Below are 15,981 nucleotides of genomic sequence, written 5' to 3'. Positions count from 1 at the left end.
AGTGTTTTTAAAAAATTTACTTTACTACAATCTCAAAAGAGCTTATGGTACAAAACCTTCCCCAGTCTGGTTGTGAAGTAGTTATTCCAACAGTAATTGGTGTAGTTTGATCTATAGTAAACTCTAAAATATATTCTGTATTTCCTATCCCGTTGCTAAGAACCCTTTTGTATTTTAAAACTTCAGTGTCTGTAGTAACAGATTCTACATTTGGCAATTCTACATTACCCTTAGAAACAATTATATAAAATCCGCCTGGATCATTTTGTTCATGATTGGATTCAAATACAGTAACTTTTAACTGGTATGTTGCAGGTTCAGCAGTAACAGTTTGATATAGTTTTCCGTTAGTTATGCCTGGAGCTCCCCAGCCTGATTCAAAATTCACAGTAGCATTATTTGCTTTTCCACAGCATCCTCCATCATATCCTCCATATCCATTATGATTTTTGGCCGCAGTATTTGTGGTCCAGTCTGCAATTACTCCCCATCTTCCTCCATCATATGATGAATAAGCGAAAGGCTGTTTGGCATTCAGTAAAACCGGAGCCACTACAGGTTTTACATCTTTATAAACCGAATAAAAAGTATCAATTGATTCTGGAACAGGTTTATAAAGAGTTCTGTATCTGTATGTTGAACCGCTTTTAAAATCATTTATTATTACATTCGTTTTACTAATATCCGTAAATATAGTTTTTAACTGATCAGAAGAATCGGTATATTCTATTTCTGTTCCTAAAGCTCCCGAATCTGCATTCAAATTTATGTAGTTAACAGTCAACTGACTCCCAATGAGCAAATTGTTAAGAATTGGCCTGTTGATTAAAGAATTTATGTAACGGTCTCCATACACCTCTGCTGAAGCTGTTACAGCTATTGACGAATTCCCTTTTGCATCAAAGGTCCTAAATTCAAAATTATATATATTCTCTGCTAAATTGTCTATAATTTTTGAAACCTCATCTATTCCGGAAGTTCTGGCAATGGGTACAACCACAGAATCTTTTTTATTATTCCAATAAATTCGAAGTTCTTTAACCTTAGGATCTGATATGATAAGCCCCTGTACTTCTAAACGGTTCCTTCCAGGAAATAATTTTAATGAATCTATTTTTCCTGTATATGAAATCGCACCACCTTCGGTAAACTTCAGATACTCATCACCACTTGTGCATGAATTTATAATGAGAGCTGACAAAACCACAAAAACTGCGATTAAAATATTTCTTAAATTTTTCATTGTTTTTGTTTTAGGATTAAAAATTAGGATTACCATATACCTGAACTTCCGAAATAGCCATAAATTTACCTCCTACCCAGTTTTCTAAACATTCAATTCTAAGGTATCGGACAGCAGGTTTTTCTAAAGCAATTTCATAATCGGCACCATCTCTTGCTGCTAAAAGGTCATCGTTATTTTCCTGTCCATAAGGCAGGCCGGAAGGTTTCTTGATTTCATACTCTCCCATCAACGTCCAATTACTGTCCAGAGTACCGTCGTTTAAAGTATTACTTCCCCATATTCTAAACTTTTTAACAGCTCCCAAATAATAATACATTCTTTGGCCTCCAATAGGTTCTGAGAAATTCCACATTCTCATACGGCTTAACTTAGTCATCTTTCCGATATCAAAAGTCACTAAATGATTGCCCACATCTACCGTCCTGTCGGTAAAATAAGAACCCCAGTATTCTAAAAATTGTCCATCCCACAAATTACTAACCGGATAAGCATTATCAATTGTTTTGGTGTCATTATTAAGATGCAGGGTTACAAAAGCCGATTTTGGCATCATAACTTCAAAAAGCGGTTCAATATTAGTAAATAAAGTATCTGTATAATTGAGCCATTTATCCCTTACAACTATAGCAAAATCTTGTTTGACAGGTTCCATACCTCTCAAACTTCGTCCGATATGATCTACCGAAGTATAGATACTGGTAGGCAAAGGTACCCAGTCACCTTTTAGATCTTTTTGCATCACTAAAATACCTATTTCTTCCTTTGTTATATTATCAGCAGTAATGCGAATACCTCCAAAGTCCGGCTTAACATTTAAAGAATCAAAAATATCAAAGATTGGTGCTTTTGAAGGTGCAACGGTAACCGTAACCGGTTTAGATTCTGTTTCGCTTTTATTAACAGCATAAATTTTAACCTCAGTTGTAGACTGTCCGGCAAAACCTTCTAAAAGCATAGAGTTAGAATAATAGGAAGATTTAACTTCCATAGGTCTGCCATTTTCTAACGTGTATCTCGCAACAACATACAACAGGTCATCATCCGAAGGCAATGTATATGTGAGTCTTGCTTTTCCCTGTAAATTCTGCACTACAACATTAGTTACTACAGCAGGTCCATTTGAATTGCTTTCCAAAGGTTCTGGCTCCTGATTCTCATTACAGGACACAATAGCCAGAATTAATGAAATTACAAATATCCTTGTAAATGATTTTATAATTCGTTTCATAATTATTATTTTTTATGTTTTACCAACCTGGATTTTGTATCAGATTTGGATTTTGAATAATTGTTGTTTCATCAATTGGCCAAAAATAATCTCTGGGAGCCACAAAACGCTGTTGATTTAAAGTTCTTACCTGATAATAAGCTCCTTCTGTTACCCCAAAAACATTCCAGCCTTTTACAGGTTCATTAAATTCCTGATTTGCTTTTTTCCATCTTCTGATATCCCAGTAATTCTTGCCTTCATAAGCCATTTCGATACTGCGTTCTCTGTGAATAATTTCGCGCATGCCTTCCTTAGTAGTATATTTTCCCGGATTTATTGAAAAATTAGTCCAAGATTCCACGACTCCTTTTAATCCTGCACGTTTACGTATAATATCCAGATATTGCAGTACTTCACCTGAAGCTGCTATTCCATCCGCTTCATTGAGAGCTTCGGCATACATTAAATATAAATCAGCCAAACGCAGTTCCGGCCAGGCATATTCTTTATATAAACTTCCGTTTCCAAAATGTTGTTCCCAATTCACCAGTTTTTTTATGTAGTAACCTGTAATATTAAAATCAAAAGCATCTGCACTTCCTGCATAATCCTGATATTTTGCTTTGATATAATATTTAGTTTCATCAGAACCGCTGTCATATTTATAGAAAATAGCTCCGTCGAAACCTAAATCAGCATAAAAACGAGGTTCTCTGTTAAAATTTAAAATTGAAGTGCGGTAGCCTTCTTTAATATCGAATTTATCTGCTGCAGTAGCTTCTTTTATCTCGGTAATATCTCCAAATGTTAAAGTTTTATCCTCTTCTATAGGTACTCCGTTTTTAGTATAAAAATTAGAAGCAGATTCAATTGTAGGCGAAAGCACCTTTCTGGCGCGGGTATGAGCAATAGTATTATCCAGAGGCATCATACATAGTCGCTGTAGCTCGTAAGTACGGCTATTAGAATTTGCCCAGATAACCTCATCATTCCAGGGTTCTGTTACTGCCTGTGTTATATCAAGCTTAGTTTTAGCTGTCTGTGAAATAGTAAATGCAATATCGTTTTTATAGAAAATTTTATGACCTCCACTTTCAGCGGCTATTATAGCTTCTTTAGCTGCATTTGCTGCTTTTTTCCATTTGTTTTCATCATAAGTTGTATTAAACAATGGTGTCCCGTTTTTTGTGTTAAATCCTGCCATATCAGAATTTCCATTAAATAGCGGACTTGCAGCCATAAGCAGTAATTCTGCTTTAATTCCTAAAACTATTGGCTTAGTAATTCTTCCGAGTTCATTTTGCGTATCTGCAATTTGAGTAGGCAATGCTATGGCAGCCTCGTCTAATAAACTTACCAAGTAATCAACTGTTGTATCAATAGGCTCTCTTTCTACCTGTATTTGTTCTACAGGGGCATCGATAGGCAAACTAACACGAATCACCGGAATTGGTCCATACATTCGCATTAAGTAATAATGATAATATGCTTTTAAAAACTTGACTTCGCCTATCCATCTTAAACGTTCTGCCTCAGATAAATCTGCGACTTTACTTCTGTTTTCTACATTTTCGAGAAAAACATTACAGTGTCTGATTCCATCAAAAAGCGGATAACGATCTGATGGTCCTGCTCCCTGATAATATCCTTCCCAGGCATTCATATAAGGACTAGCTTTTCTTTGCGTACCGGTCGCTATATTAAAAGCATAACTTGTTATAGCCGCACGGTTTGGTGCCACCCATGTTTCGTCTCCGGCCAGCATTCCTATATTATAGATTCCATCTCCATTTTTAGGAATATAAGAATAACAGGTAAATAAATATTTTTGAGCTTCATTCCTTAATTTAAAAGCATTTTCTAATGTGGTTACATTATCCGGAACTACATCCAGAAAATCTTTCTCACATGATTGTAAACCTGCCAAACAAAGTATCGCCATTATTATCCCGAAAAACGTTCTTCCTTGTTGAAGGCTTATTTTTACTGAAATTATATTTTTAATTTTCATGATTCTATTTTTTAAAAATTAACCTTAAGACCGACATTGTAAACCGACTGAATTGGGTATCCTAAACCATTTCCGCCCATTTCAGGATCCCACATCTTAAAAGCGCTCCAAACGGCAAGATTACTTCCGTTAATATAAATCCTGAGGTCTTGCAAACCAAGTTTGGTATTAAAGCTTTTAGGGGCATTATAACCGATTTCTACAGACTTTAATCTTAAAAATGAACCGTCACGCATCCACCAGGTTGATGTCTGATTATTATTCTCTACAAGTTTATCACTCAATCTTGGCCAGAAAGCATATAAATTTCTATTATCTTCAGACCAATGATCTTTTGCAACTACATCTAGTAAATTATTCTGATACGAACCGTCTAAAATAAATGGCGCAATATTTTCTGAGTCTATAAAAAAAGAGGTACGGGCTGCCCCTTGAAAGAAAATACTAAGATCAAATTTTTTGTAGCCAACCGTACCTCCAAAACCATACACAATTTCTGGTGATGTAGGGTAACCTAAAGGAACCATATCGCTTGGAGTAATTTCTCCATCACCATTAACATCACGATATTTAATATCCCCTCCTGTATAATCTCCAAATTGTTTTGGTGAATTATCAACTTCATTTTGATCTACAAATAAGCGTTCGGCAATATAACCGTATCTCTGATCAAAATTCTGGCCTACTCTTGAGCGATATCTCATATTAGCAGGAAAGTTAATCTCATCGAATACTAAAATTTTGTTTGTTGCAAACGTAAAATTTCCTCGTAATTCTGTGTACCAATCCTGATTCAATTGTTTATTAAAAGTAACAGCTAAGTCGAGCCCTTTGCTTTCTATTTCCCCAAAATTAGCCAAAGGCACTGCCGTAAGTCCCATTGTCGAACCTATATTACTTCTGGCCTGAAGAATATTAGTATGATGCTGTTTGTAAACATCTACGACAAAATTTAAAGAATTAAAAAACTGCAGGTCTAAACCTAAATTAATTTGTGTAGATTCTTCCCATCCAATATTTTCATTTGCATAGCGGTTAACATAGACTCCTGGTTGATAATAACCATATTGCTCCCCAAAAGCTGCTCCATAATTTTCATCTCCAATTTTCACATCAGATAAATAAAAGAAACGTTGATTAACATCACCAATCTGGTCATTACCTACCAAACCATAAGTAGAACGTATTTTAAAATTAGTTACGACATCTTTAATTGGCTCCCAGAATTTTTCATTCGAAATATTATAAGCTAGGCCTATAGAAGGAAAAAAACCATACCGATGTCCTTTTGCAAACCGTTCAGAACCATTATACCCAAAATTAAATTCAGCAAGATATCTATTATCAAATCCGTAAGTAAACCTACCGGAAATCCCAAGATTTCTTGATGGCAAAGACCCCTCTAATGAACCTTCATTTCCTTTTTCATAACTTGACATCAGACTGGTTATCATACCTGTCACGGCATGTTTATCGTTAAAAGTCCTATTATAATTAATTGTCCCCTGAAGATAAATACGGGAATCTAATGATTTAGTTCCCTGTGCATAATCTAAATATTCTGTCCCTGGAAGCCCTACAGAACTTTTTCCACCATCATTCAATACCTGCAATTGAAGCTCGCCTGTTTCAGGACTTATATAAGACATATAATAAAATGGATTGTATTGTCTGGCAACATCAAAATAAGAATATCTTCTAATATACCCCATTGCATTCATACTAAGTCCCGGTGTTATGGCTTTTAAATCTTGCTGCAATTCAAGCTGTGTTTGAATTGTTGAAGCTTTAGACACCTGATATCCTTTAACCATTTGTGCATAAGGATTAACTAAAATCGAACCTGCAGTTCCTCCTGTCAAAGCACCACCAAATAGAGGATGCTCGACATACGGCAAATAACTGGATGGATATACTTTTGCAAATGCAACCGGATTTGACCACATAGTAAGATTAAAGATATGTGCTCCTCCAGAAGTTTTATTTCCTCTTTTGTCAAAACCACCAATAGGCCCATTATAATCATCAAACTGCCCATAAAATCGAATAATTGCTTTTGTAGTTGGCGTTAATGACATATCGACATTTGACCTCATAGAATAATTTCTTAATTTAATATTACTATTAAAATCATTAATACCATCGACATTTAAAACTCCATTGTCTACATTGTAGGTACCTGCAACATAGTATCTTGCTTTTTCTCCACCTCCGCTAATATTCAGATTATATCCCTGGTTAATGGTATAAGGTTTAATCAATTCATCAATCCAGTTGTTGCTTGGGTATAAATAAGGATCATCGCCGGCAGCAGTCCTTGCAATTTTATTTTGGTTGTAAACATCACCTCGTTCCGGATTACGTGTCCTTACAGCCTCATTAGCCAAATTCATGTAAGTGATATTGTCTGCAAAATCGAAATTTTTGGTATTAGACGACACCCTTGATTCTACCCTAAAATTAAATTTTGTAACACCATTTTTACCCATTTTTGTAGTAACCAGTACAACTCCATTAGCTCCACGTGCTCCATAAACTGCTGCTGCTGCTGCATCTTTCAATACCGAAAAACTGTCTATATCATCGGGTTGCAAACGAGCCAAATCATTTGTGGTAGACTCAATTCCATCAACTAAAATTAATGGGTTAGAAGCTCCGGATCCGAAGGAACCTAAACCACGAATAAAAAAATTGGCATTATCATTTCCTGGTTCACCACTACGCTGATAAGCTATTAAACCTGAAACCCTTCCTGCTAACATGGTCGTTAAGTTACTGGTTGGCCCCTTAAGCTCTTTTGGTTTGATTGTCGTAATAGAACTTACCATACTACCTTTCTTTTGAGTCCCGAACCCCACAATAACGACTTCCTTGAGACTATTATCAGTAGCAATTAATTTTACATTTATAATACTACTATTGCCTACCTTAATTTCCTGAGTATTGTAACCTATAAATGAAAATACTAATATGGCTTCATCAGAATCCACTTCTATTGAGTAATTTCCATCCATATCCGTAATTACAGATTTTCGGGTTCCTTTTAGTATCACATTGGCAGCTGGGACTCCCATGCCTTCGTCCCCGGAAATAACTTTTCCTGTAATTAATCGCTGCTGTTGTAGTGTGTTTTTAACTGATGATGAATAATACTGAGGGGTTATCCCATAACTAGCATTAGTACTGAAGACTATCATTATAGCCATTAGAAATTCAATCCTAATCATAAGAGACTGAATCAAATAGTTTTTTTTCATTTTGGTTTTGGTTAAAGGTTAGTAAATTTTAAAAAAGGTTATTTCATTCTTATTTATTTTAAAGGCTATTTATAAGTGTGTTTATTTTTTTTACCAAATAATAAAGACATGCAGTACTAAAAAAGTAAGCATATTTTTATAATTCTCTATTTAATTTAAAGACATTAGATATAAGTGTATTTTTTACATTTGTAAAATAAATATAAAAAAAGAAATATCAAGGGGGGTAAATTGGAAAAAAATAAGGGGTATTTTTGTAAATAATTACATATAACAATCTAAATAAATTAAAAAATAAACAATATTTTGTATATAAAATTTAATTTATTAATATGTATTAACATAAAAAATAAAATTAACATAATTAAATATTTATAAAATTGAATCAAAAAAAAATGATAATATTTTATCCAATACAAAATATTAATAAATTATTTATAGTTAATGAAAAAAATGGGGATTATACAACACAATTAGAGAATTATATAAAAAACGGTAATGCGTTTTTAACAATTTTTATCATTCCCTAAAAAAACGAGTCCATGCGCCGTATCGTATTGCTTTTCTATTTATTGTTTCCTGCATTTTGTTTTTCACAGAGTGAGAAATATGATCCAAAAGTTTCGTTTGCCATTGAAACATACGCTTTTCTAAAGGGACAAAATACAGCTCTTCAAAAAATTGCAGACCAGTTCCCTAAGCTTCATCCAAATGTCACTGATGCAGAAAAAAAATTAAAAAGTATTTTTGGACGTACTGAGAAGAATATCAAGCAATTTTTAAAAGAGGAACTTGATTATCAACAGTACAACTCCTTACACCATTATTTAGATTCTATTCTAAATAACGAATTCCCAAACAAAATTGAAAAAGAAAAATATGCACACGATTTTCTTTTAGAAGTAAAAGAAAGATCTAAGAATATTATCAATAATGATATATTGTCAAAAGGAATATTATCATTTAAATACCATGACGCTCCACATCAGGAAATTACTGACGGCCATGTTGATTTTTTTACTACTGAAAATCATCCTAAAGCTGAGAAAGCTTTTTTAAAATTCCAATACCAAAAAGCTGGCTTGCTGAAGAAGCCGAAATGCCTGAAACAATACAGCAGTTTACCAGCTATTATGGAAATGGTAATGAGAAAATACTAATTGTGGTATATGATTTACCGAAAGAGCTGCATGGTATTAAGCTGACTGAAAAATCAATTGCTTCAATACTGCCTCCAAATATTAAACTTTTCCGTACTGAAGACGTAATGATTGACGGAAAACCTGCGGTTATGATAGAAGCCGAAGAATCATTGGAACGACATAACAATGCTATGAAGGTACGAATGTTGCAATTCATGCTGGCTCAGAATCAGAAATTATACTGCCTGCAGGGAAGCATTGGACCGGAAGCAGCACATGAAGATCTGACTTTACAAATTGAAAAATTTGAACCGCTTTTCAGGCTCATCGCTTCCAGGGCAAAACTGGATAAATAAATCTATGATTTGTGAATTTATTCATTTATTACTCTTTCTTTTTTCCTCCCATATTATTCATCCGCACCATCATCAATACTTCTTCCGTCGGGAATCGGCTCAAACAATTAACCCTTGTTATTAGAACTTCTTACCAGAAACTGTCCTACACCTTTTCTGCTTGCATATAGAAAACTTTTTTTAAATTAACTTCTATAATCCGTAGCATCAATTAGGTTTAACTATTTCTAAAATCCTAAAAAAACAATGACAATAATAAACTTAACCCGCATGACGAAAGTACTTTTTAATAGCATTCATCAACTGCCATAACCACATTTTAGAAACAGCTAAATGCAAATAAAATTGGTATTTTGTGTTTTAATAAATCTTTTCTCAATATTGGATTTAAAAAACTATATTTGTTTAGAAAAAATCCAAATTTAAAGCAAATGCAAAACAATTTACTGGGAGGCTTAAAAGAGCACGAAAACAAATTATTAACCATATGGTCTCAAATTCTTCTTGATAGCGGATCTGATGACGGGGCAATGGAGGAAGAAGAATCAAAAGAATTTGCTTCTCTGTTTTTAAGTGCACTTGCTAACTCCGATGATTCGAGAGAATTTGAAAAAGTTGAAGATCTTATAATCGGAATCTCATCATCAAGAGGAAAAAGAGGTTTTTCACCAAGAGAAAATGCACAATATTTACTTTCATTTAAAGAAGCAGCCTCTAAGGTTCTTTCTGGGATAATAAAAGATTCTGCACAGCTTTATGACGCCAATCTGAAACTGAGTTCTATTTTAGATAATTTGATGATTATGACTTTTGAAGCCTTCATGAGAGGAAGAGAAGATGTAATCGCAAGACAGGTAGATGAAATTAGTGAAATTTCGACTCCTGTAATCAGTGTTTGGGATGGTATTGTTGCTTTACCAATTATTGGAACGTTAGACAGTTCGAGAACTCAGGTAGTAATGGAGAACCTTTTACAGCAAATTGTAGATACAGGAAGTTCAATAGCAATTTTAGATATTTCAGGAGTTCCGGCGGTGGATTCACTTGTTGCACAGCATCTTATAAAAACAGTAAGTGCAACCCGTTTGATGGGAGCCGAATGTATCATCAGCGGTATTCGTCCTGAAATTGCACAGACTGTAGTACACTTAGGAATTGATTTAAGTGGAATTATTACTAAGGCATCACTTGCAAGTGCATTGCAGACAGCTTTCGAAATGCTGCAATTGTCAGTAGTCAAAAGAAAGAAAATTGTAGAATAAGATTGTAATTTTTTATGGAAAGAATTCCTATACTAAAAATGGGAGATTTTCTGCTTGTCACTATTCAGGTAGACTTATACGACCAGCTGGCAGAAAATCTTGAATCAGATTTAATTAATACCATCAGTAAACATAGTTCGAAAGGTGTCCTAATTGATATCTCTGCTGTATCCATAATCGATTCGTTCATGGGACGAATCCTCGGCAATATTGCAGTAATGTCAAGAATAATGGATGCACAAACTGTTGTAGTAGGCATGCAGCCAGCAGTGGCTATTACATTAGTTGAACTTGGATTATCCTTAAATGGTGTTATAAGTGCTCTTAATGTAGAGAAAGGAATGGATTTACTTCGCTCAAAAATGCACAAAAGCGATAACGAAGAGCAGGAGTATGACTACGACGACGAATAGTAAAGAAGAAGTTCTAATTATAAGAGAACAGGATGTTGTACCCTTACGCAATCGTGTAAAAGAGCTTGGTGTAAAACTTGGTATGAGCATTTTAAATCAAACTAAACTAATTACAGCAACCAGTGAACTTGTTCGAAATCTTTTAAAATATGGCGGCGGCGGAAAAGTCATTATTGAGTCGGTCAGTAATGGTCGTGATAATGGCGTACGCGTAACTTTTATTGATAATGGTCCCGGAATAGCGGATATATCTTTAGCAATGAAAGACGGATACAGCACTGGAAAAAGTTTGGGTTTGGGCTTACCTGGCACAAAAAGGCTTGTCAATGAATTTGAGATTAAATCAGAACCAGGAAACGGTACAACCGTTACTATAACAAAATGGAAAAATGGATAATACGTTTTCCACTTACAAAATAGACGATCGAAGTCTTATAGCTTTTATAAAAAGAGAAATTCACAATCTCGCCCTTCAGATTGGTTTTACCCCCCATAGAGCTGCCGAAACAGATATCATAGTGGCAGAGCTTACTTCAAATCTTATAAAGTATGCCAATGGCGGTGAACTTTTGTACAGAGCTCATGTTGAAGATGAGCAAAATCAAATTGAAATTTATTGCCTTGATAATGGAATTGGATTTGAAAATGTGGCTAAAATAATGAATGATGGCTACTCCTCTTCCAATACCCTTGGACATGGATTAGGCTCGATCAAAAGGCTGAGCAACGATTTTCAGATTTATTCGATGAAAAATTGGGGCTGTGTTCAATATGTGAAAATCTGTGAAAAACCAGATTTTCAATTGCCTCCACTAAAAACGGGACTTAATTACACTACAATCGCTGTTAATTACCCCGGTGAAATATTTTGCGGAGATGGGTATTATGTAAAACATTCCAATAAAGGTTTTCAGATATTTGTGGGAGATGGTTTAGGTCATGGCGAAAATGCCAATGAGGCAGCTCAGTTAGCAATTAAAATATTTAGACAGACAATAACATTGGATCCAGCAGAAATTCTGAGGGAGATACATTCAAAAGTAAAAAAACCAGAGGACTTGTCGCTACAATAGCTTCAGTAGATTATAAAGCAGAGGTTTGGACTGTTTGTGGTATAGGAAACATAAATACGCGTATTTATAACGGGCTCGAAAATAAAACTTACACGCCTTATAACGGAATTTTAGGACATAATATTCCACGGACTTTAAACAATACAATAGTGCCATATAAGAAACATCAAATAATAATAATGCACAGTGACGGATTACGTACGAGATGGAATTTGAATGATATGACTTCTATTTTTAAGCATAATCCGGGGATAATTGCAGCATCTTTACTTAAGGAAAATATTAGAGGTACAGACGATGCAACAATTTTAGCAGGCAAAATAAATTAAGTGCTATGAAAGAGATTATACAAATAAATCTTGACAACGAAATGGACTTAATACTAGCCCATAAACGGTGCATGAAAATTGCTGAGATGTGTGGTATGCCCTCTTCTTTCCAGACAAGATTTTCAACTGCAGTTTCTGAGGTGGCAAGATGTGCTATTGCGAAAGGCAAAAATTCTTTGCTCGTACTGGGAATAAACATTATAAAATCAACCCAAAAAGAAATTGTAGCCATTATCACCGATTCCGAAGACTTAAAAAGCTGTAATCCTGAAGCCTTTAATTATGCAGCCAAAATTTCAGGTCATATTCAATACAATTATTTTGACAATCAGTTTACCACCACAATAAGCCAGCAGGTTTTGTCTCCTGGACTGCTTACAGAAACCAAGATAAAAGGCTTTATCGATTACTTTAAATATGAGCCTCCTTTATCTCCTTATGATGAAATAAGAAAGAAAAATATTGAATTGATAGCACTTTCCGAAAAGCTTACAGAAAGTGAAAATAAATACAAACAACTAGCCAATACAATTCCGATTCTGATTTGTGTTATCAATGAACGTAATAATGTACTTCTTGTTAACGAATCCCTGGAGAATTATCTTGAAAAGCCTTTACTGACTTTTGAAAGAAAAACACTGACTCATTTTATTCATTCTGCAGATATTGATAATGTTCTAGAAGGCTTGAAGCGAGCAAAACAAAACAGATCTGATTATATTGGTGAAACGAGAATCAAAAAAGGTACTAACTATATCTGGCATCTGGTTTCGATAACTCCAAACAAAGCTGAAGATGGTACATTTAATAGCTGGTTAGTTTATTTCGTAGATATAAACGCCCAGAAAATGATCGTTGAAACGCTTAAGGACAATACAGAACTTAAAATGATTCAGCTTGAATTGGAAAGCGCCAACTCGCAACTTCGTTTTAAAAATAAGGAATTACAGCAGTTTGCTTACATTGCCAGTCATGATCTTCAGGAACCACTTCGTAAAATTATGATTATGCTTTCCCGTGCAGGAGCGGATTTAACTGAAGATCAAAAGAAAAAATTCTATTTTGACAGAATTACGCTAGCAGCTGGAAGACTATCAAATTTAATTACTGATGTTCTTAATTATTCCCGAATAGAAAATTCTGAACAATATTTTGAAGAAGTAGATCTTAATAAAGTGATTGAAGAAGTTTTGGGTGATCTGAGTCTGATAATTGAAGAAAAAAGTGCTGTTATAAAAGTGGATCAGCTGCCTAAAGTTTCCGGACTTGATATCCAGTTTCGTCAACTGTTTTATAACCTGATTAATAATGCACTTAAATTTAACTCCGGCAATCCTGCTGTTACAATCGGTTATGGAGATATTCCAAATGATCCTAATTTTACAGGTTCAGCAGAAAAATATGACGTAATATCAGTTGAAGATAATGGTATTGGAATGGACAGTTCTTATTCAGGGCGTATATTCGATATGTTTCAGCGGCTGCATGAACGCGACCAATATGGTGGCAATGGTATTGGACTGGCTTTATGCCGAAGAATTATCGAGAATCATAATGGCTTGATTAATTTTAGCAGTAAGCCTGGAGTCGGCACTACTTTTTGGATCTATTTGCCAAAAAATAAAAGAAGCTGATTTTTTAGATTATTTTAAACACTCTAATCCAACTTCTTAATTAAAAAACTAACAGCTTTACTTTTTCCGTTATTAAATTGAATCGTAACTACATCATTCGTCTGATCCACAATTTTTACAGGAAGTAATTCTGATTTATTCCAATTCTCACCTGATTTCTTCCAGAGCATAAGAGTTGCATAAATTTTTGTTTTATTTGATTTTGTATCACTCAAAACATTTATTACAGAGCTTTCATTACTTTGGGGATGTAATCCTTTTGCTTTTACAACTTCGGTTTTATCCCATCCTAAAAGCCGAATCATAGCCACTTGGTATTTTCCATTGTCGATGATGGTAACTTCATGTCCTGCTATATTTTTTTTAGTTGTAACAATTTCTTTGTCTAGTTTTGGCAATGCATAATGCCCCAAACGCATTGAAACAACTTTGTCGCTATTATTTTTATCAATTCTTAAAATTCCATTAGCCAAAGGAATATCTGCTAAATCGAATTTTATATTTTCATCCGTTTCTAAAACTACATTTCGGTAATAAATACCATTTTCAAACTTTTTAAAAGTAAATAATCTGAAGGCTTCCCATTGTTCATTTTTGTTTTTAATAACATAATTCATCGCAACTTCACCATTTTGACCATCTGCCTGCCACGGAAAAGCGCTGTTATAGGAAAGTCTGTTGTAGTTTTCTGTAGATCTGAATTTCTGCCAGTCGTCTTTTACCTTTTCATGGCACCAGGCCCTTACTTCTGAAGCGCCAATATTAGGATAATCTGTTATCAGGATTTGAGAATCTCCCTGATACTTATTGTAAACCTCATCTTTTTTGAATATCGTATCCCAATCGCCGTTGTTTTCTTTGGATATCCAAAACGGATTATTGTCCGGAACAAGTAATCCCATAAAGATTTTTCCCATCCAGTACACGCTTCCGCGACAGCTGTAATTTTGAACAGCCGGTTCGAATTCACCATAAAAACCAAGCGTAGGCACGTTATCTTTCATAAAATCCGGATGTGTCAAAAATTGTTTGATTACACCAGATGCAATCCTGCGCATCCAACCGTAATTGATATCAGGGTCATTTTGAAATCCCATTAACGGAAAAGGCACTACTGCCCCAATTCTGTAACTGATACTTCTTCCCCACATAATCATTTCGCCATCTTTGCTAAACAAATAAGGATAATTATTTTTTAAATCGCTAAAGTTTGACATGAACTTAGCCGCAATTTCAGGATAGTATTTCTTTCCAAAAAACTCCGACCAGATATTGCCGTACATCTGAAAAGCCCACATACTGTAATAATCAAATGCCGGGCTGTCATTGTACCACCCATTGCCACGATAATGTTTTAATGATTTTTCTAAATACTCAACCAATAATTTCTCATTGACGGTATAGCCTTGTTCTTTAAAAAAACTGAGGACAAAAATATTGAAGAACTTCCAGTTAGAATCTACCGTTGGTCCGTCACCGTAGCTAATCATGATTTTAGCCAGATCGTCTTTTTGATTTTGAGGAAGCGGTTTCCATAAAACGTCAGCATTGGTCAAAAGCGAAAGTGACAAAGCGCCAAATTCAACCAGCTTTTGATTTGGTCCGGCATTTTTAGCACGCGGTTCAATGTAAGTCGGACTCTGTGGATCAGCTAATTTGGCTATTTGATATCTATAATAATCAGCAACTTTTATATTGTTGATGACCAAATCCGGATTTTCCTTCAATAAAGGCGAAGCAATAAATAAGGTTCTGCAAAGGCCTTCCAGTTTTTCTGTGGGAACCTGATTTGGATTTGATGGATAACTTTTTCCTTCCTGTTTTGGGAATTGCATTGGATCATCCAGTTTATGAATATAACTAAAAGCTCCTTCCAGCAAATAAAGCGCTGCATCTTTCCAGTGCTGTTTTGTCATTCCGGTTTGCGGACTAATTTTGTAATCTGGATTTTGTAGCTCAAAAACATTTGCCTTATTCTCTTTTTTCTGTGCAGACAAAGAAATACTGGAAATAGCTGCTAAAAACAATATTCTAAATTTATTCATCTT

The 15,981-nt window shown here is 34.7% G+C and carries 13 protein-coding genes; 8 read left to right on the top strand and 5 right to left on the bottom strand.

Annotated features, from left to right (window positions below):
• Window positions 1-16 precede the first annotated feature (16 nt).
• Genes P5P89_RS19285 through P5P89_RS19270 form a run of 4 tightly spaced genes read right to left on the bottom strand, consistent with a single transcriptional unit; the run spans window position 17 to window position 7,724 of the window.
• Window positions 17-1,243: a DUF4998 domain-containing protein gene (locus tag P5P89_RS19285; protein ID WP_278009773.1), complete on the bottom strand. Its 1,227-nt coding sequence runs from the start codon at window positions 1,241-1,243 to the stop codon at window positions 17-19.
• Window positions 1,244-1,259: 16 nt separating this feature from the next.
• Window positions 1,260-2,474: a DUF5000 domain-containing lipoprotein gene (locus P5P89_RS19280; RefSeq protein WP_278009772.1), complete on the bottom strand. Its 1,215-nt coding sequence runs from the start codon at window positions 2,472-2,474 to the stop codon at window positions 1,260-1,262.
• Between the two features lie 19 nt (window positions 2,475-2,493).
• Window positions 2,494-4,467: a RagB/SusD family nutrient uptake outer membrane protein gene (locus tag P5P89_RS19275; RefSeq protein ID WP_278009771.1), complete on the bottom strand. Its 1,974-nt coding sequence runs from the start codon at window positions 4,465-4,467 to the stop codon at window positions 2,494-2,496.
• A gap of 11 nt (window positions 4,468-4,478) precedes the next feature.
• A complete protein-coding gene (locus P5P89_RS19270) occupies window positions 4,479-7,724 on the bottom strand; it encodes a SusC/RagA family TonB-linked outer membrane protein (protein ID WP_278009770.1) in 3,246 nt (1,081 codons plus the stop codon).
• Between the two features lie 542 nt (window positions 7,725-8,266).
• Here P5P89_RS19270 and P5P89_RS19265 point away from each other — a divergent pair.
• The 8 genes from P5P89_RS19265 to P5P89_RS19230 all read left to right on the top strand — a co-directional run bounded on the left by P5P89_RS19265 (window position 8,267) and on the right by P5P89_RS19230 (window position 13,933).
• A complete protein-coding gene (locus tag P5P89_RS19265) occupies window positions 8,267-8,884 on the top strand; it encodes a hypothetical protein (RefSeq protein ID WP_278009769.1) in 618 nt (205 codons plus the stop codon).
• Window positions 8,824-9,222 carry a hypothetical protein gene (locus P5P89_RS19260; protein WP_278009768.1) on the top strand — a complete coding sequence of 133 codons (399 nt, stop codon included), beginning with the start codon at window positions 8,824-8,826 and terminating at the stop codon, window positions 9,220-9,222. Before P5P89_RS19265 ends, P5P89_RS19260 begins: the two co-directional genes overlap by 61 nt.
• Window positions 9,223-9,653: 431 nt before the next feature.
• Window positions 9,654-10,484, top strand: a complete 831-nt coding sequence (locus tag P5P89_RS19255) for an STAS domain-containing protein (RefSeq protein ID WP_278009767.1) — start codon at window positions 9,654-9,656, stop codon at window positions 10,482-10,484.
• A gap of 14 nt (window positions 10,485-10,498) precedes the next feature.
• Window positions 10,499-10,897: an STAS domain-containing protein gene (locus tag P5P89_RS19250; protein ID WP_278009766.1), complete on the top strand. Its 399-nt coding sequence runs from the start codon at window positions 10,499-10,501 to the stop codon at window positions 10,895-10,897.
• Window positions 10,878-11,294, top strand: a complete 417-nt coding sequence (locus P5P89_RS19245; RefSeq protein WP_278009765.1) for an anti-sigma regulatory factor — start codon at window positions 10,878-10,880, stop codon at window positions 11,292-11,294. Before P5P89_RS19250 ends, P5P89_RS19245 begins: the two co-directional genes overlap by 20 nt.
• A complete protein-coding gene (locus P5P89_RS19240; RefSeq protein ID WP_278009764.1) occupies window positions 11,287-11,970 on the top strand; it encodes an ATP-binding protein in 684 nt (227 codons plus the stop codon). Before P5P89_RS19245 ends, P5P89_RS19240 begins: the two co-directional genes overlap by 8 nt.
• 179 nt (window positions 11,971-12,149) lie before the next feature.
• Window positions 12,150-12,299, top strand: a complete 150-nt coding sequence (locus P5P89_RS19235) for a hypothetical protein (RefSeq protein WP_278009763.1) — start codon at window positions 12,150-12,152, stop codon at window positions 12,297-12,299.
• Between the two features lie 5 nt (window positions 12,300-12,304).
• Complete coding sequence (locus tag P5P89_RS19230) at window positions 12,305-13,933, top strand: sensor histidine kinase (protein WP_278009762.1); 1,629 nt, start codon at window positions 12,305-12,307, stop codon at window positions 13,931-13,933.
• 23 nt (window positions 13,934-13,956) lie between these two features.
• Here the strand turns inward: P5P89_RS19230 and P5P89_RS19225 are convergent, their stop codons facing one another.
• Entirely contained in the window at window positions 13,957-15,978 is a 2,022-nt protein-coding gene (locus tag P5P89_RS19225) for a DUF2264 domain-containing protein (RefSeq protein WP_278009761.1), read from the bottom strand.
• Between the last annotated feature and the right edge of the window lie 3 nt (window positions 15,979-15,981).

It is taken from the genome of Flavobacterium gyeonganense (assembly GCF_029625295.1).
GTDB classification, from domain to species: Bacteria; Bacteroidota; Bacteroidia; order Flavobacteriales; family Flavobacteriaceae; genus Flavobacterium; species Flavobacterium gyeonganense.
This window is presented reverse-complemented; position numbering and strand designations above follow the sequence as displayed.